The sequence below is a fragment of the Bradyrhizobium sp. Kon37 genome (assembly GCF_055807535.1).
This window is the reverse complement of sequence record NZ_JBVVOY010000005.1, coordinates 46,278-60,316: the sequence shown is the minus strand read 5'-3', so window position 1 is coordinate 60,316 and position 14,039 is coordinate 46,278. Positions and strand designations below refer to the sequence as shown.

12 protein-coding genes and 1 pseudogene are annotated in these 14,039 nt (G+C 63.5%); 12 read left to right on the top strand and 1 reads right to left on the bottom strand.

Annotated elements, in window-relative coordinates:
• Nucleotides 1-31 precede the first annotated feature (31 nt).
• The 11 genes and pseudogenes from AC0L3J_RS13835 (at nt 32) to AC0L3J_RS13785 (ending at nt 12,260) form a co-directional block, all read left to right on the top strand.
• Nucleotides 32-898: an IclR family transcriptional regulator gene (locus AC0L3J_RS13835; RefSeq protein ID WP_007599713.1), complete on the top strand. Its 867-nt coding sequence runs from the start codon at nt 32-34 to the stop codon at nt 896-898.
• 66 nt (nt 899-964) lie between these two features.
• Nucleotides 965-1,762: an ABC transporter ATP-binding protein gene (locus tag AC0L3J_RS13830; RefSeq protein WP_007599710.1), complete on the top strand. Its 798-nt coding sequence runs from the start codon at nt 965-967 to the stop codon at nt 1,760-1,762.
• Complete coding sequence (locus tag AC0L3J_RS13825) at nt 1,759-2,472, top strand: ABC transporter ATP-binding protein (protein WP_007599709.1); 714 nt, start codon at nt 1,759-1,761, stop codon at nt 2,470-2,472. The genes AC0L3J_RS13830 and AC0L3J_RS13825 overlap by 4 nt, the downstream gene beginning before the upstream one ends.
• Before the next feature lie 12 nt (nt 2,473-2,484).
• Nucleotides 2,485-3,363, top strand: a complete 879-nt coding sequence (locus AC0L3J_RS13820) for a branched-chain amino acid ABC transporter permease (protein WP_007599708.1) — start codon at nt 2,485-2,487, stop codon at nt 3,361-3,363.
• A gap of 2 nt (nt 3,364-3,365) precedes the next feature.
• Nucleotides 3,366-4,382, top strand: coding sequence for a branched-chain amino acid ABC transporter permease (locus tag AC0L3J_RS13815; protein ID WP_456766354.1), 1,017 nt, complete (start codon nt 3,366-3,368; stop codon nt 4,380-4,382).
• Nucleotides 4,383-4,413: 31 nt separating this feature from the next.
• Complete coding sequence (locus AC0L3J_RS13810; RefSeq protein WP_473347358.1) at nt 4,414-5,649, top strand: ABC transporter substrate-binding protein; 1,236 nt, start codon at nt 4,414-4,416, stop codon at nt 5,647-5,649.
• 120 nt (nt 5,650-5,769) lie between these two features.
• Nucleotides 5,770-6,996, top strand: coding sequence for an ABC transporter substrate-binding protein (locus AC0L3J_RS13805; RefSeq protein WP_473347357.1), 1,227 nt, complete (start codon nt 5,770-5,772; stop codon nt 6,994-6,996).
• Between the two features lie 239 nt (nt 6,997-7,235).
• Nucleotides 7,236-8,465, top strand: a complete 1,230-nt coding sequence (locus tag AC0L3J_RS13800) for an ABC transporter substrate-binding protein (protein WP_007599704.1) — start codon at nt 7,236-7,238, stop codon at nt 8,463-8,465.
• A gap of 194 nt (nt 8,466-8,659) precedes the next feature.
• Nucleotides 8,660-9,943: a glycerate kinase type-2 family protein gene (locus tag AC0L3J_RS13795; protein WP_473347356.1), complete on the top strand. Its 1,284-nt coding sequence runs from the start codon at nt 8,660-8,662 to the stop codon at nt 9,941-9,943.
• A 222-nt stretch (nt 9,944-10,165) separates the two neighbouring features.
• Nucleotides 10,166-11,371: pseudogene (locus AC0L3J_RS13790) on the top strand (PAS-domain containing protein); the annotation flags it as partial.
• Nucleotides 11,372-11,582: 211 nt separating this feature from the next.
• Nucleotides 11,583-12,260 carry a putative bifunctional diguanylate cyclase/phosphodiesterase gene (locus AC0L3J_RS13785; protein WP_473347355.1) on the top strand — a complete coding sequence of 226 codons (678 nt, stop codon included), beginning with the start codon at nt 11,583-11,585 and terminating at the stop codon, nt 12,258-12,260.
• A gap of 34 nt (nt 12,261-12,294) precedes the next feature.
• Here AC0L3J_RS13785 and AC0L3J_RS13780 read toward each other — a convergent pair whose 3' ends face one another.
• Nucleotides 12,295-12,816, bottom strand: coding sequence for a MarR family winged helix-turn-helix transcriptional regulator (locus AC0L3J_RS13780; protein ID WP_473347354.1), 522 nt, complete (start codon nt 12,814-12,816; stop codon nt 12,295-12,297).
• 176 nt (nt 12,817-12,992) lie between these two features.
• Between AC0L3J_RS13780 and AC0L3J_RS13775 the strand changes: the two genes are divergently transcribed.
• Nucleotides 12,993-14,033 (top strand): branched-chain amino acid ABC transporter permease, encoded by a 1,041-nt coding sequence (locus AC0L3J_RS13775; RefSeq protein WP_473290285.1) that lies wholly within the window; start codon nt 12,993-12,995, stop codon nt 14,031-14,033.
• The last annotated feature ends 6 nt before the right edge of the window (nt 14,034-14,039 follow it).

Below are 14,039 nucleotides of genomic sequence, written 5' to 3'. Positions count from 1 at the left end.
TCAACGACTCCGCGCAAGAAGCAGATCAGGGATGAAGCGTACAGGAAAGAAGACAGCGACCGATCGGAATTTCGTCGTCGCGCTTTCCCGCGGACTAGACGTATTGCGCGCATTCCAGCCCAGCGACGGACTTCTTGGCAATCAGGAAATCGCAGCCCGCACCAATCTGCCCAAGCCGACGGTTTCGCGGCTGACCTATACCTTGACCAAGCTCGGTTATCTGACGCCGGTTCCCCGCTTCGAGAAATATCAGCTTGCGCCGGCCGCGATGGCGCTCGGCTACGCCGCGTTATCCAATCTCGGCGTTCGGCATTTGTCCGAACCGTTCCGCGAGGAAATGATGCGCGCGACCGGCGGAGCCGTTGCCGTCGGCGGCCGCGACCGTCACAGCATGATCTATTTCGGGCAAAGCCGCGGCAGCGAGACGGTCGGCGTTCAACTTGACGTCGGCTCCCGCGTGCCGATTGCAACCAGCGCGATGGGCCGCGCCTATTTCTGGGCGCTCGAGGAGAACGATCGGGCGGAACTGTCTCGTGTCTTGCGCGAACATTACGGCAGCCGCTGGCCCAAGATGCGCGACGGGCTGGAACGCTCCGGCGAGACGGTCGCGAAATACGGATTTGCGATTTCGGTCGGCGATTGGCACGACGACATCGGCGCCGCCGGCGTCGCGCTCAGGCTCAACGACGGAACCGGTCCTTACGCATTCAATTGCGGCGCGCCGGCATTCCGCTTCACGGAAGAGCGTTTGATCAACGACATTGGACCGCGTCTGCTTGCGATGGTAAGGAACATCGAAGCGGCACTTGGGGGTCTGATGCCGCATTCCAAAAAAGACGTCAGCAAAAAGCTGAAATCAGGAGGGAAAGTTGCGCGTGTGGCCGAGGGGATCAGATAGCCTTTGTTGTCATCGAGAGCGGTTCACATCGCTCCTTCGCTCACCCAACAGAGTGGGCGAGACGAGATGACGCAGGCACAGCTCGCGCAGGGGACATCGCCCCTGCTCGCGGTTCGCGACGTCAGCGTCGTGTTCGGCGGCATCGTCGCGCTCAACGGCGTGTCCTTTGACATGCACAAGGGCCAGATCCTCGGCTTGATCGGCCCTAACGGCGCCGGCAAGACCACGCTCTTCAACTGCCTCTCGCGGCTGTACCAGCCGTCGTCCGGCGACATCCTGATGGAGGGCGCGAGCATCCTGACGCGCCCGCCGCACCGGATCGCGGAGATCGGCATCGGCCGCACCTTCCAGAACGTGGCGCTGTTTCCGAATTTGTCGGTAATGGACAATGTCCGCGTCGGCACCCATGCCCGCACCTCCAGCGACATCATCAGCGACTCGCTACGGCTGGCCTGGGTTCGCCGCAGCGAGAGCGACGTCAACAAGAAGGTGCATGAGATCCTCGCCTATCTCGATCTCGAGGACGTCGCCCACACCGTCGTGTCGGGCCTGCCGTTCGGCACGCAGAAGCGCGTCGAGCTGGCGCGCGCGCTCGCTGCCGATCCGAAGATCCTGCTGCTCGACGAGCCCGCCGGCGGCCTCAATCACGAGGAAGTCTACGTGCTCGGCGACCTCATCCGCCGCATCCGCGACGAACGCCACATGACCGTGCTGCTGGTCGAGCATCACATGGGCCTCGTGATGTCGATCGCCGACCACGTCGTCGCGCTGAATTTCGGCAAGAAGCTCGCGGAAGGCACGCCGGCCCAGGTGCAGGCGGATCCCGACGTCATCAAGGCCTATCTCGGGAGCAAGGACCAATGACGACGCTGCTCAACGTCAAGGACCTGCGCGCCTATTACGGCCAGGTCCAGGCGCTCCACGGCCTGTCCTTCTCGCTCAGCGAGGGATCGCTGACCACGCTGCTCGGGGCCAACGGCGCCGGCAAGACCACCACGCTGCGCGCGATCTGCAACATGGTGCGCTCGACCGGCGGCATCGAGTTCGACGGCAAGCCGTTGAACAACCGCTCCACCGAAAGCATCGTGCGGTTCGGCATCGCCCATGTGCCGCAGGGCCGCGGCACCTTCACCACCATGACGGTGGAGGAAAACCTCCAGCTCGGCGCCATCACCCGCAAGGACAGCGCCGGCATCGTCTCCGACATCGAGCGCATGTATGCGCATTTCCCGGTTCTCAAGCAGCGGCATACCCAGCAGGCCGGCACGCTCTCGGGCGGCGAGCAGCAGATGCTCGCGGTCGCCCGCGCCCTGATGCTGCGGCCGCGGCTGATGCTGCTGGACGAGCCTTCGTTCGGCCTGGCGCCGCTGGTGGTGCGCGACCTGTTCGGCATCCTCGGCAAGATCAATCGCGAGGACAAGGTGTCGATCCTGGTGGTCGAGCAGAACGCCCAGCTCGCGCTCGAGCTCGCCGACCAGGCCTATGTGATCGAGACCGGGCGCATCGTGATGTCGGGCAACGCCAAGGACATCGCGAACAACGAAGAAATCCGCAAATCCTACCTGGGTTACTGAGGAGCCGGCACGATGGAGCTGTTCACCAACCAAGTGCTGGCCGGCATCGCCACGGGCGCGATCTACGCCTGCATGGCGCTCGCCGTTGTCATGATCTACCAGGCGATCGACCATCTCAACTTCGCGCAGGGCGAGATGGCGATGTTCTCGACCTTCATCTCCTGGCAGCTGATGCAATGGGGCATTCCCTATTGGGCCGCCTTCGTGATCACGCTGGCATTATCCTTCGTCGGCGGCATCGCGATCGAGCGCATCCTGTTCAAGCCGCTCGCCAAGGCGCCGGTGCTGACCAACGTCGCCGGCTTCATCGCGCTGTTCGCGATCATCAACTCCTCCGCCGGCCTGATCTGGGACTTCACCATCAAGCAGTATCCGACTCCCTTCGGCTCCTCGCCGTTCCTCGGCAGCCAGCTGATCTCGACCCACCAGGCCGGCATGATCGGCGTGACGGTGCTGCTGCTGCTCGGCCTCTACTTCTTCTTCCAGTACACCAAGATCGGTCTCGCCATGCGCGCGGCCGCCTCCGTGCCTGAATCGGCACGGCTGGTCGGCATCAACACGAGCTGGATGATTGCGCTCGGCTGGGGCATGGCGTCCGCGATCGGTGCGATCGCCGGCATGCTGATCGCACCGGTCGTGTTCCTCGAGCCCAACATGATGGGCGGCGTGCTGATCTACGGCTTCGCCGCAGCGGTGCTCGGCGGACTGACCAGCCCGTTCGGTGCCGTGGTCGGCGGCTTCCTGGTCGGTGTCTTCGAAAACCTCGCCGGCACCTACATTCCCGGCGTCGGCAACGAGTTGAAGCTTCCGATCGCGCTCGCGCTGATCATTTCCGTCCTGGTCGTCAAACCCGCTGGCCTGTTCGGCCGGCAAATCGTCAAGCGAGTTTGATCATGAGCGCTGCAGAAGACGTCGTCACGGAAGCCCCGGCCGTCGAGGCGGTTCCGAAGCGGGCGATGACGCTAGGCACGGGCACCTCCCTGTTGGTGCTGGCGGTGCTGTTGGTCGTGCCGGTGTTCGTCAAGAACTTCATCATCTTCCAGATGACGATGCTCCTGATCTACGGACTCGCGGTGCTGGCCTTGAACATCCTGACGGGCGGCTCCGGCCAGTTTTCGCTCGGCCAGAGCGCCTTCTACGCCGTAGGCGCTTATACGTCGGCGGTGCTGATGGAGTACTTCAACGTCAACTATGCGCTGACCATTCCGATTTCCGCCACGGTCTGCTTCGGATTCGGCTACCTGTTCGGCAAGCCGGCGCTGCGGCTGTCGGGCGTCTATCTCGCGCTGGCGACCTTTGCGCTTGCCACCGCGATGCCGCAGCTCTTGAAGCTGAACTTCCTCGAGCACTGGACGGGCGGCGTGCAGGGCCTCGTCGTCACCAAGCCCGACGCACCGTTCGGGCTGCCGATGTCGCAGGACACCTGGCTCTACTACTTCTCGCTCGCCGTCGTGCTCGCGATCTACATCTTCTCGGTCAACCTGCTGCGCTCCCGCTCGGGCCGCGCCTTCATGGCGATCCGCGACAACGAGATCGCGGCCTCCTCGATGGGCGTCAACGTCGCACTGTACAAGACGCTGGCCTTCGGCGTGTCCGCCGGCATCACCGGCGTTGCCGGCTCGCTTGGCGCCATCGCCGTGCAGTTCGTCGCGCCCGACAGCTACACGATCACGCTGGCGATCTCGCTGTTCCTCGGCATGGTCGTCGGTGGCGTCGGCTGGCTGCCCGGCTCGTTCGTCGGCGCAGCCTTCATCATCTTCGTGCCAAACATGGCGGAGGGCATCTCCAAGGGCCTCTCCGGCGCCGTATTCGGCGTACTCCTGTTCGCCGTCATCTACCTCGTGCCACACGGCGCGAGGCAGATCGCTATCATGGGCCAGCAACTCGTCGGCCGGCTCAGAAAGAACTGACAATCCGTTGATTAAGCCAAGGAGACCCGAATTGTTTTTTGAAAGAACACTGCGAACCGCTGCGCTGGTGACGGCAACGGCGGTCATCACTCTCACTTCCGGCGCCGCATTCGCCCAGAAAAAATACGACACCGGTGCGTCCGATACCGAGATCAAGATCGGCAACATCATGCCGTATAGCGGTCCGGCGTCGGCCTATGGCATCATCGGCAAGACCGAAGAAGCCTATTTCAAGATGATCAACGACAAGGGCGGCATCAACGGCCGCAAGATCAACTTCGTCACCTATGACGACGGCTATTCGCCGCCGAAGGCCGTCGAGCAGGTCCGCAAGCTGGTCGAGAGCGACGAAGTGATCGTCGTGTTCAACCCGCTCGGCACGCCCTCGAACAGCGCGATCCAGAAGTATTTGAACGCCAAGAAGATCCCGCAGTTATTCGTCGCCACCGGCGCCACCAAGTGGAACGACCCGAAGAACTTCCCCTGGACCATGGGCTGGCAGCCCTCCTATCAGAGCGAAGCGCAGATCTACGCCAAATGGCTGTTGAAGGAGAAGCCGGACGCCAAGATCGCGATCCTCTATCAGAACGACGATTTCGGCAAAGACTACCTCAAGGGCACCAAGGACGGCCTGGGCGCCAAGGGCGCGTCCATGATCATCATGGAAGAAAGCTACGAGGTGTCCGAGCCCTCGATCGACGGTCACATCGTCAAGATCAAGGCGGCCAATCCCGACGTCCTGCTGATCTACGCGACGCCGAAGTTCGCGGCCCAGACCATCAAGAAGACCGCCGAGCTGAGCTGGAAGCCGCTGCAGATCCTCACCAACGTGTCGATCTCGGTCGGCAGCGTGATGAAGCCGGCCGGCTTCGAGGCTGCGCAGGGCGTGCTGTCGGCAGCCTATGCCAAGGACTCCACGGACCCGCAGTGGGCCAACGACCCCGGCATGAAGAAGTGGAACGAGTTCGTCGACAAGTACATGCCGGGTGCCGACAAGTCCGACACCAGCATGGTCTATGGCTACGGCGCGGCGTCGACGCTGGCCAAGGTCCTGGAGATGTGCGGCGACGATCTGACCCGGGCCAACATCATGAAGCAGGCGGCCTCGTTGAAGGATTTTGCACCGGACACCTTGCTGCCCGGCGTCAAGATCAACACCGGCCCCACCGACTTCGCCCCGATCGCGCAGCTCCAGATGCAGCGCTTCAAGGGCGAGAAGTGGGAACTCTTCGGCGAGATCATCAGCGGCGACATCGCCACCGAGTGACACCCTGACGCAATAGTCCGACAGTTCGAGAAGCCCCCGCGAGCGATCGCGGGGGCTTTTTGTTGACGTCCCGCATCAATCTTGTTCAATGCGGCGGCGATCCGTTCCGGGTGGAGAAAGATGACTGCCGTTCGATTTCAGGTTGCGGGCGTTCTGGCCGCATTCGCGTTGTGCACTGCGATGAGCGGCCCGGCCCTGGCGCAGAAGAAATACGACAGCGGCGCTTCCGATACCGAGATCAAGATCGGCAACATCATGCCCTATAGCGGCCCGGCCTCCGCCTATGCGGCGATCGGCAAGGCCGAGGAAGCCTATTTCAACAAGATCAATGCCGAGGGCGGCATCGGCGGCCGCAAGATCAAGTTCATCTCCTACGACGACGGCTATTCGCCGCCGAAGACGGTGGAGCAGGCCCGCAAGCTGGTCGAGAGCGACGGGGTGCTGCTGATCTTCGGCTCGCTCGGCACCTCCACCAACGGCGCCATTCGCAAATACATGAACGAGAAGAAGGTGCCGCAATTGTTCGTGGCGAGCGGCGCTTCGAAGTGGAACGATCCGAAGCAATATCCCTGGACCATGGGCTGGCAGCCGAGCTACGCCAGCGAGGCGCGCATCTACGCCAAGTACATCATGAAGGAGAAGCCGGACGGCAAGATCGGCTTGCTCTATCAGAACGACGATTTCGGCAAGGACTATCTGAAAGGGCTGAAGGAGGGCCTCGGCCCGAAGGCCTCGATGATCGTGCTGGAAGACGGCTACGACACGTCGGAGCCGGCAATCGACGAGCACGTCGTGAAATTGAAGGCCTCCGGCGCCGACATCTTCGTCAGCATCACCACGCCGAAATTTGCAGCGCAAGCGATCAAGAAGGCGGCCGAGATCGGCTGGCATCCGGTCCACATCATCTCCAACGTCTCGGCCTCGGTCGGCGGCGTGCTCGAGCCGGCGGGGCTCGAGATCTCGCAAGGGATCCTGTCGGCGAGCTACACCAAGGACGGCTCCGACCCGCAATGGAATGCCGATGACGGCATGAAGAAGTTCTACAACTTCCTCGCCAAATACGATCCCAAGGCCAACAAGCTCGATGCCGGCGTGGTGTTCGGCTACGCCGCAGCCCAAACCATGGTGAAGGTGCTGCAAATGTGCGGCGACGATCTCACCCGCGAGAACGTCATGAAGCAGGCCGCTTCCTTGAAGGATTTCGAGCCCGACACCCTGTTGCCCGGCATCAAGATCAACACCGCAGCCGATAATTTCGCCCCGATCGAGCAGCTCCAGATGATGCGGTTCAAGGGCCGGAAATGGGAGCTGTTCGGGGACGTCATCTCGAGCGAGCTCGGCCACTGAAGCCGCGCAACTCAAACTCGCTCCCGATCGGTTCGTCAACTCAGACGGATGCACCTTCTCGCAGTCGCACACGCGCGCACGCCCGTCCCTGACTACTAAAGAAGCAGCCCCTGCCCCCCCGCCGCGGGGGCTTTCTGTTGAAGGCATCAGGTAAATCGTATTGAATTGCGGCTGCGTCACCAAAAACAGGCAACACAAGAAAAGGGACGCACACACACCAAGAAAATAGGGAGATAGGAATGCCCGCTGTCACCGGCAAACTTGCGGCCGCGTCACTCGCGCTCGCGCTCATTGCGGCCTCGGCCTCCACTGCATCGGCTCAGAAGAAATACGATACCGGCGCGACCGACACCGAGATCAAGATCGGCAACATCATGCCCTACAGCGGACCGGCCTCCGCCTACGGCATCATCGGACGGACGGAAGCGGCCTATTTCAAGAAGATCAACGACGAAGGCGGCATCAACGGCCGCAAGATCAACTTCATCTCATACGATGACGCCTACTCGCCGCCGAAGACGGTGGAGCAGGCGCGCAAGCTGGTCGAGAGCGACGAGGTGCTGTTCATCTTCAACTCGCTCGGCACGCCGCCGAACTCGGCGATCCACAAATACATGAACTCGAAGAAGGTGCCGCAGCTCTTCGTCGCCACCGGCGCCACCAAGTGGAACGACCCGAAGGATTTCCCCTGGACCATGGGCTGGCAGCCTAACTACCAGAGCGAGACGCAGATCTACGCGAAATGGCTGCTCAAGAACAAGCCGGATGCCAAGATCGCCGTGCTGTTCCAGAACGACGATTACGGCAAGGATTATCTCAAGGGCCTGAAGGACGGCCTCGGCGCCAAGGCTGCGTCGATGATCGTCATGGAGGAGAGCTACGAGACCTCCGAGCCGACCATCGACAACCACATCGTCAAGCTGAAGTCGACCGGCGCCGACGTCTTCATGAACATCACGACGCCGAAATTCGCGGCGCAGGCAATCAAGAAGAATGCCGAGATCGGCTGGAAGCCGCTGCACTTCCTCAACAACGTCTCGGCCTCCGTCGGCAGCGTGCTCAAGCCCGCCGGGTTCGAGAACTCGCAGGACATCATCTCCGCCGACTACCTGAAGGACATTTCGGATCCGGCGTGGAACAGCGATCCCGGCATGAAGGACTTCGTCGCGTTCATGAACAAGTACTTTCCGGACGGCGACAAGCTCGACCACGGCACCATCGTCGGCTATGGCGTGGCGCAGACCCTGGTCCAAGTCCTCAAGCAGTGCGGTGACGATCTCACACGCGCGAACGTCATGAAGCAGGCCGCCAGCCTGAAGAACTTCCGCACCGAAGTGCTGCTGCCGGGCGTGCAGATCAACACCTCCCCGACCGACTTCGCGCCGATCAGCCAGCTCCAGCTCGAGAAGTTCAAGGGCGACAAGTGGGAGCTGTTCGGTGACGTGATCAGCGCCGACGTCGGCGGCTAACCTTCTGATACCCGCGACGATGAAAACCCCCTGCGAGCCATCGCAGGGGGTTTTTGCTTGCGCGTCGATTATGATCACGCGATTGCACAATCGAATGATGGTGAAGCCGGCTTACGCTTTGGCGCATGATGCGGTAGGCAGGTGAGCGGCGCGTTTGCCGCCAGTCTTTATCTGTCCGCTCAAGGCCTTTCGTCATGACCGACCGACGCCCCCTGCTCCGCGCGCTCTACGACGCCGCCGTTGCCGCCGCTCATCCGAGCACGATACTGGCGCCGCACCTGCGGCCCGCGCCAAGGGGACGCGTGATCTGTCTCGCCGCCGGCAAGGGCGCGGCCGCCATGGCCGCCGCCGCCGAGCGGCATTATCTCGACACGCTCGGGCTCGCACCGGAGCGCCTCGTCGGCATCGCCACCACGCGTCACGGCTACGGCGTGCCGACCCGCCGCATCCGCGTGGTCGAGGCCGGTCATCCCGTGCCTGACGAAGCCGGCCTGAAGGGCGCGGCCGATACGCTCGCGCTCGCGGCCGAGGGCGGGCCGGACGATTTGCTTCTGGTGCTGCTGACCGGCGGCGGCTCGGCGAACTGGATCGCGCCGGTGGACGGCATCAGCTTCGCGCAGAAGCAGGCGGTCAACAAGGCGCTGCTTCGCTCCGGCGCGCCGATCGGCGAGATGAATGTCGTGCGCAAACATCTGTCGCGGATCAAGGGTGGCCGGCTGGCGCGCGCGGGCAAAAATACCGCCGAGATCGTGACGCTTGCGATCTCCGACGTGCCGCATGACGACCCCTCCGCGATCGCCTCGGGTCCGACCGTGCCCGATCCGACCACGCTCAATGATGCGCGCGCCATCGTCGCCAAATACAAGCTCGACATCGACGATGCCGTCCGCCGCGCGCTCGACGACCCCGCCAACGAGAGCTGCAAACCCGGTGATGCCGCGTTCGCGCGCGCCCATTTCGAATTGATCGCACGTCCGAAGCAATCGCTCGACGCTGCGGTGAAACTCGCGCAGGAGGCCGGTTACGAGACGATCGATCTCGGCGCCGACCTCGAAGGCGAGGCCCGCGACGTTGCCGCCGATCACGCCAGGCTCGCGCTTCAGGCTCGCGCGCAGGGCAAGCGCGTCGCGATCCTCTCCGGCGGCGAGCTCACGGTCACCGTGCGCGGCAATGGCCGCGGCGGCCCGAACCAGGAGTATGCGCTGGCGCTCGCCGCCCTCTTGAAGGACACGCCTGACATCTCCGCGCTCGCCGGCGACACCGACGGCGCCGATGGCGGTGCCGGCAACCCCACCGACCCCGCCGGCGCGCTGATCGACGCGGCGACGTTCGCGAAGATGGCGGCGCAGGGGCTGCAGCCGCAGGCCTATCTCGACAACAACGACGCGACGACGTTGTTCGAGGCGACGGGCGACCTGTTGCTGCCGGGGCCCACGCTGACCAATGTGAACGACATCAGGGTAATCCTGGTCGACTGACACGGCGGCATCGCCATCCCGCCGGCGCTGCGCGCGGTTCGGCGCGACGGCATGGTTAACGATCTCTGAACTCGCGCCGGCGTCCCTCTCTCCCAGGGGGCGGCATCGCCACCTTTAACCTCGCATTCGCCGCAGTTTCAGGAACATGCCCCGAAATTGGGCGAATTGTTGGGCTCATTCACCACCGCCTGCTCTAATCGCGTCGTCCCGGGGGAAACGCGCATGGCGGAGAGTGATCAGGAGGTCGCAAGCATTGATCCGCTCGTGCTCGGCGAGCTGCTCAAGTGCGCCGCCAATAATCTGTGGCTCGGGATCATCCTCTTTGGCAGCGACCGCAGGGTCATTTTCTGCAATCCGCGCTACCGCGAGATGTACGCGCTCTCGCCCGACCAGGTGCATCCGGGCACGCCGATCAAGGACCTGATCCAGCATCGGCTCGAACTGGGCCTGAACATTCGCGGAGAAGCCGGCGCCTATGTCCGCGCCCGCACCGAGGGCTCGGTCGTCAGCGAGCAGACGGTCCAGCAGTTCGCCGACGGCCGAATCATCGCCTACACCATCCATCCACTGCCCGACGGCGGCGGCATGGCGACGCACGAGGACATTACAGAGCGCGAAGAGCTCAGCGCGCGGCTACAGGAACGCAATTTTCAGTTCGACATCGCGATCAACAACATGTCGCAGGGACTTTGCTTCTTCAGCGCCGACCATCGGCTGCTGGTCTGCAACACGCACTATATCGAAATGTACGGCCTGCCGCCCGACCGCGTTCGTCCGGGCACGCCACTCCAGGAGATCCTCGACCTGCGCTTCGAAGCCGGCAGCGTGCCGGCGATGACGCGGGAGGAATACGCCACATGGCGGACCGATGTCGCCGCGTCGGCCGAGGCCATGGACAGCATCGTCGAGATGCGGAACGGGCGAACCTTCAAGATCAGGCACCGACCGATGCCCGATCTCGGATGGGTCGCGACCCACGAAGACATCACCGAGCAGCGCAGGGCGGAATTGCAGATCGCGCATATGGCGCACCACGACGCGCTGACGGACCTCGCCAATCGCGCCGTGCTAGGTCAGCGCCTCAAGCAGGCGCTCGAACAGGGCGGGACGTTCGCGATCCACCACATCGATCTCGACAAGTTCAAGGCCGTCAACGACACCCTGGGCCACCAGGCCGGCGACATCCTGCTGCAGGATGTCAGCCGCCGCCTCAAGCAGCTCGCGCGCGACAGCGATACCGTCGCGCGCATGGGTGGCGATGAATTCGTCATCCTCCAGACGCCGATTTCCGATTCGAGCGAAGCGGACCTGCTGGCGCGCGATGTGGTCAGCACCCTGAATGCTCCGTTCGGGCTCGACGGACACCAGGCTATTGTGGGCGCGAGCATCGGGATCGCCATTGCGCCTGGCGACGGCTCGACGCCCGAGCAACTCCTGCACAATGCCGATCTGGCCCTGTATCGCGCGAAAAGCGACGGCCGCGGCATGCACTGCTTCTTCGAACCGGCCATGGGCGAAGAGGCGCAAAGCCGTCGCGCGCTGGAGCAGGACCTGCGCAACGGACTTGCCGCCGGCGAGTTCGAACTGCACTACCAGCCGGTCGTGAAGACCGACGGCGGCGAGATCAGCGGCTTCAGCCTTGATCCGTTGGCGGCATCCAGGGCGCGGACTGGTCGCGCCGAACAGCTTTATCCCGCTTGCGGAAGAGATCGGCCTGATCGTGCCGATCGGCGAATGGGTGATCCGGCAGGCCTGTGCCACTGCAAGCCGGTGGCCGGACCATCTGCACGTCGCCGTCAATATCTCGGCGGTGCAATTCCGCCAGCCGGGCCTGACGGAGGTGATCGTCGGCGCGCTGGCGGCCTCGGGCCTCGATCCGCGGCGGCTGGAGATCGAGATCACGGAGAGCGTTCTGCTGCAGGACAGGAACGGGACGCTGGCGACGCTGCACCAGCTCCGCGCGCTGGGCATCAAGGTCGCCATGGACGATTTCGGCACCGGCTATTCGTCACTGACCTATCTGCAATGCTTCCCCTTCGACAAGATCAAGATCGACCGGTCTTTCGTCAGCGGCGTGGAAAACAATGCGGCCTCCCTCAGCATCGTGCGGGCGGTGGCGGCACTGGCGCGCGGGATGGGCATGACGACGACGGCGGAGGGCGTGGAGACCGAGGAGCAACGGGACCGGATCGCAGCGGAAGGCTGCACGGAAATGCAGGGCTATCTGTTCAGCCCGCCCTTGCCCGCCGAGGAAATCGAGCGCCGCTTCCTGTCCGCGGAAGCACCTGCCATGCCCGACCGATTCGCTGCGGCATAACCGCCGCCAGCCCGGTCGCCGAGGCAATCAACCGTCAAAACTCGTTGGCGATCTTCGAGAGCATCCCGAGCAGGGCTTCGCGGTTGGACGGCCCGAGCACCTCGTTCAGCCGCGCCTCGTGCTTCGTGGCGACGAGCTTCTTGGCGCGGGCCAGCACGGCCTTGCCCTTGTCGGTCAGCACCAGGATGTGCGAGCGGCGGTCGTTGGTGGAGCGGATCCGGGCGCAAAGGTCGCGGCTCTCGAGATTGTCGAGCATCGCCACGAAGTTCGGGCGCAGGATGCCGAGGGTGGAGGCGATCTCGGTCTGGTTACGGCCGGGGTTTTTCTCGACCAGCAGCAGCACGGAGAACTGCGCCGGCGTGAGCTGGAGTGAGGCCACGCAGCGCAGGAAGTTCTCGAACACCTTGAGCTGTGCCCGCTTCAGGACATAGCCGAGCTGCTCCGAGAGCTCGCCGAGCTGGAGGGCTTCGCCGGGCCCTTCGGCCGCGTCCTTGCGGCCCTTGGCTGTGTCGGCGGGTTTTTCAGAGGACTTTTCAACGCTTTTGGAAACGGTCATCGCCTCATGCTCGCAATCCCGTTAAGTTCGGGAGGATCGTTCGCCACCCTTGATGTTATATTTGATAATTGTTATGGACCATATCAAATATCGTCAGCGCTGTTCAATGGCTGTGAGCGGACCGTCCACCACAATCAGGGGACCGGTCCTGAATCTTTGAGGGGGAGCGTCCGGTCTTGAATACCACCATCATGCTGTTCCTGCTGCAGGACGGCATCACCAATGGCGCGATTTATGCGCTGCTCGGCCTGGCGCTGGTGCTGGTGTTCGCCGTCACCCGCGTCATCCTCATCCCCCAAGGCGAATTCGTTACCTATGGCGCGCTGACCTACGCCTCGCTGGCCGCCGGCCAGATGCCGGGCACGGCGAAACTCGCGCTCGCCCTCGGCATTGGCGCCTTCGCGTTCGACCTGTTCGCTGCGCGCAAGGCGTTGCACGGGCGCCTGGTGCTGCGCAGCGCCCTCACCAACATCGTGCTGCCGGCCATCGTACTGGCGCTGACTGTCTACTACGCCGCCCAGAAACCGCCGGTTGCGGTGTGCATCGCGCTGTCGCTGGTGATCGTGGCGATGATCGGCCTGTTTCTCTACCGCATCGCATTCCAGCCGCTGGCGCACACCTCGGTACTGGTGCTGCTGATCGCCTCGGTGGGCGTCCACCTCGCGCTTCAGGGCTTGGGCCTTTTGTTCTTCGGCGCCGAAGGTCAGCGCGGACCTGCCGTGCTGTCGGGATCTTTCACCGCCGGCGCGCTGCGCTTCACCGGCCAGAGCATCACGGTCTACGGCATCACCATCGCCTTCATCGTCGGGCTGTGGCTGTTCTTCGGGCTGACACTTTACGGCAAGGCACTGCGCGCGACCGCCGTGAACCGGCTCGGTGCCCGGCTCGTCGGCATCCGCACCACGCTGTCCGGGCAGATCGCCTTCCTGCTGGCGTCCGTCATCGGTGCACTGTCGGGCATCATGATCGTACCGATCACGACGCTGTATTACGACTCGGGCTTCCTGATCGGCCTGAAGGGCTTTGTCGCCGCCATCATCGGCGGGCTTGTCAGCTATCCCCTCACCGCGGTCGCGGCGCTGGTCGTCGGCATCGTCGAGGCGTTCTCGTCCTTCTATGCCTCCAACTACAAGGAGGTGATCGTTTTCATGCTCTTGATTCCCGTGCTGCTGCTGCGCTCGCTCGCGGCGCCTGCGGTCGAGGAAGAGAAGGACTGACGCCAA

What these genes read in the sequence shown, in the direction of transcription:
- AC0L3J_RS13795 (WP_473347356.1), top strand. Translation starts at nt 8,660, where the DNA reads ATGACCGACCGACGCCCCCTGCTCCGCGCGCTCTACGACGCCGCCGTT.
- AC0L3J_RS13820 (WP_007599708.1), top strand. Translation starts at nt 2,485, where the DNA reads ATGGAGCTGTTCACCAACCAAGTGCTGGCCGGCATCGCCACGGGCGCG.
- AC0L3J_RS13815 (WP_456766354.1), top strand. Translation starts at nt 3,366, where the DNA reads ATGAGCGCTGCAGAAGACGTCGTCACGGAAGCCCCGGCCGTCGAGGCG.
- AC0L3J_RS13825 (WP_007599709.1), top strand. Translation starts at nt 1,759, where the DNA reads ATGACGACGCTGCTCAACGTCAAGGACCTGCGCGCCTATTACGGCCAG.
- AC0L3J_RS13835 (WP_007599713.1), top strand. Translation starts at nt 32, where the DNA reads ATGAAGCGTACAGGAAAGAAGACAGCGACCGATCGGAATTTCGTCGTC.
- AC0L3J_RS13805 (WP_473347357.1), top strand. Translation starts at nt 5,770, where the DNA reads ATGACTGCCGTTCGATTTCAGGTTGCGGGCGTTCTGGCCGCATTCGCG.
- AC0L3J_RS13780 (WP_473347354.1), bottom strand. Translation starts at nt 12,816, where the DNA reads ATGACCGTTTCCAAAAGCGTTGAAAAGTCCTCTGAAAAACCCGCCGAC.
- AC0L3J_RS13830 (WP_007599710.1), top strand. Translation starts at nt 965, where the DNA reads ATGACGCAGGCACAGCTCGCGCAGGGGACATCGCCCCTGCTCGCGGTT.
- AC0L3J_RS13800 (WP_007599704.1), top strand. Translation starts at nt 7,236, where the DNA reads ATGCCCGCTGTCACCGGCAAACTTGCGGCCGCGTCACTCGCGCTCGCG.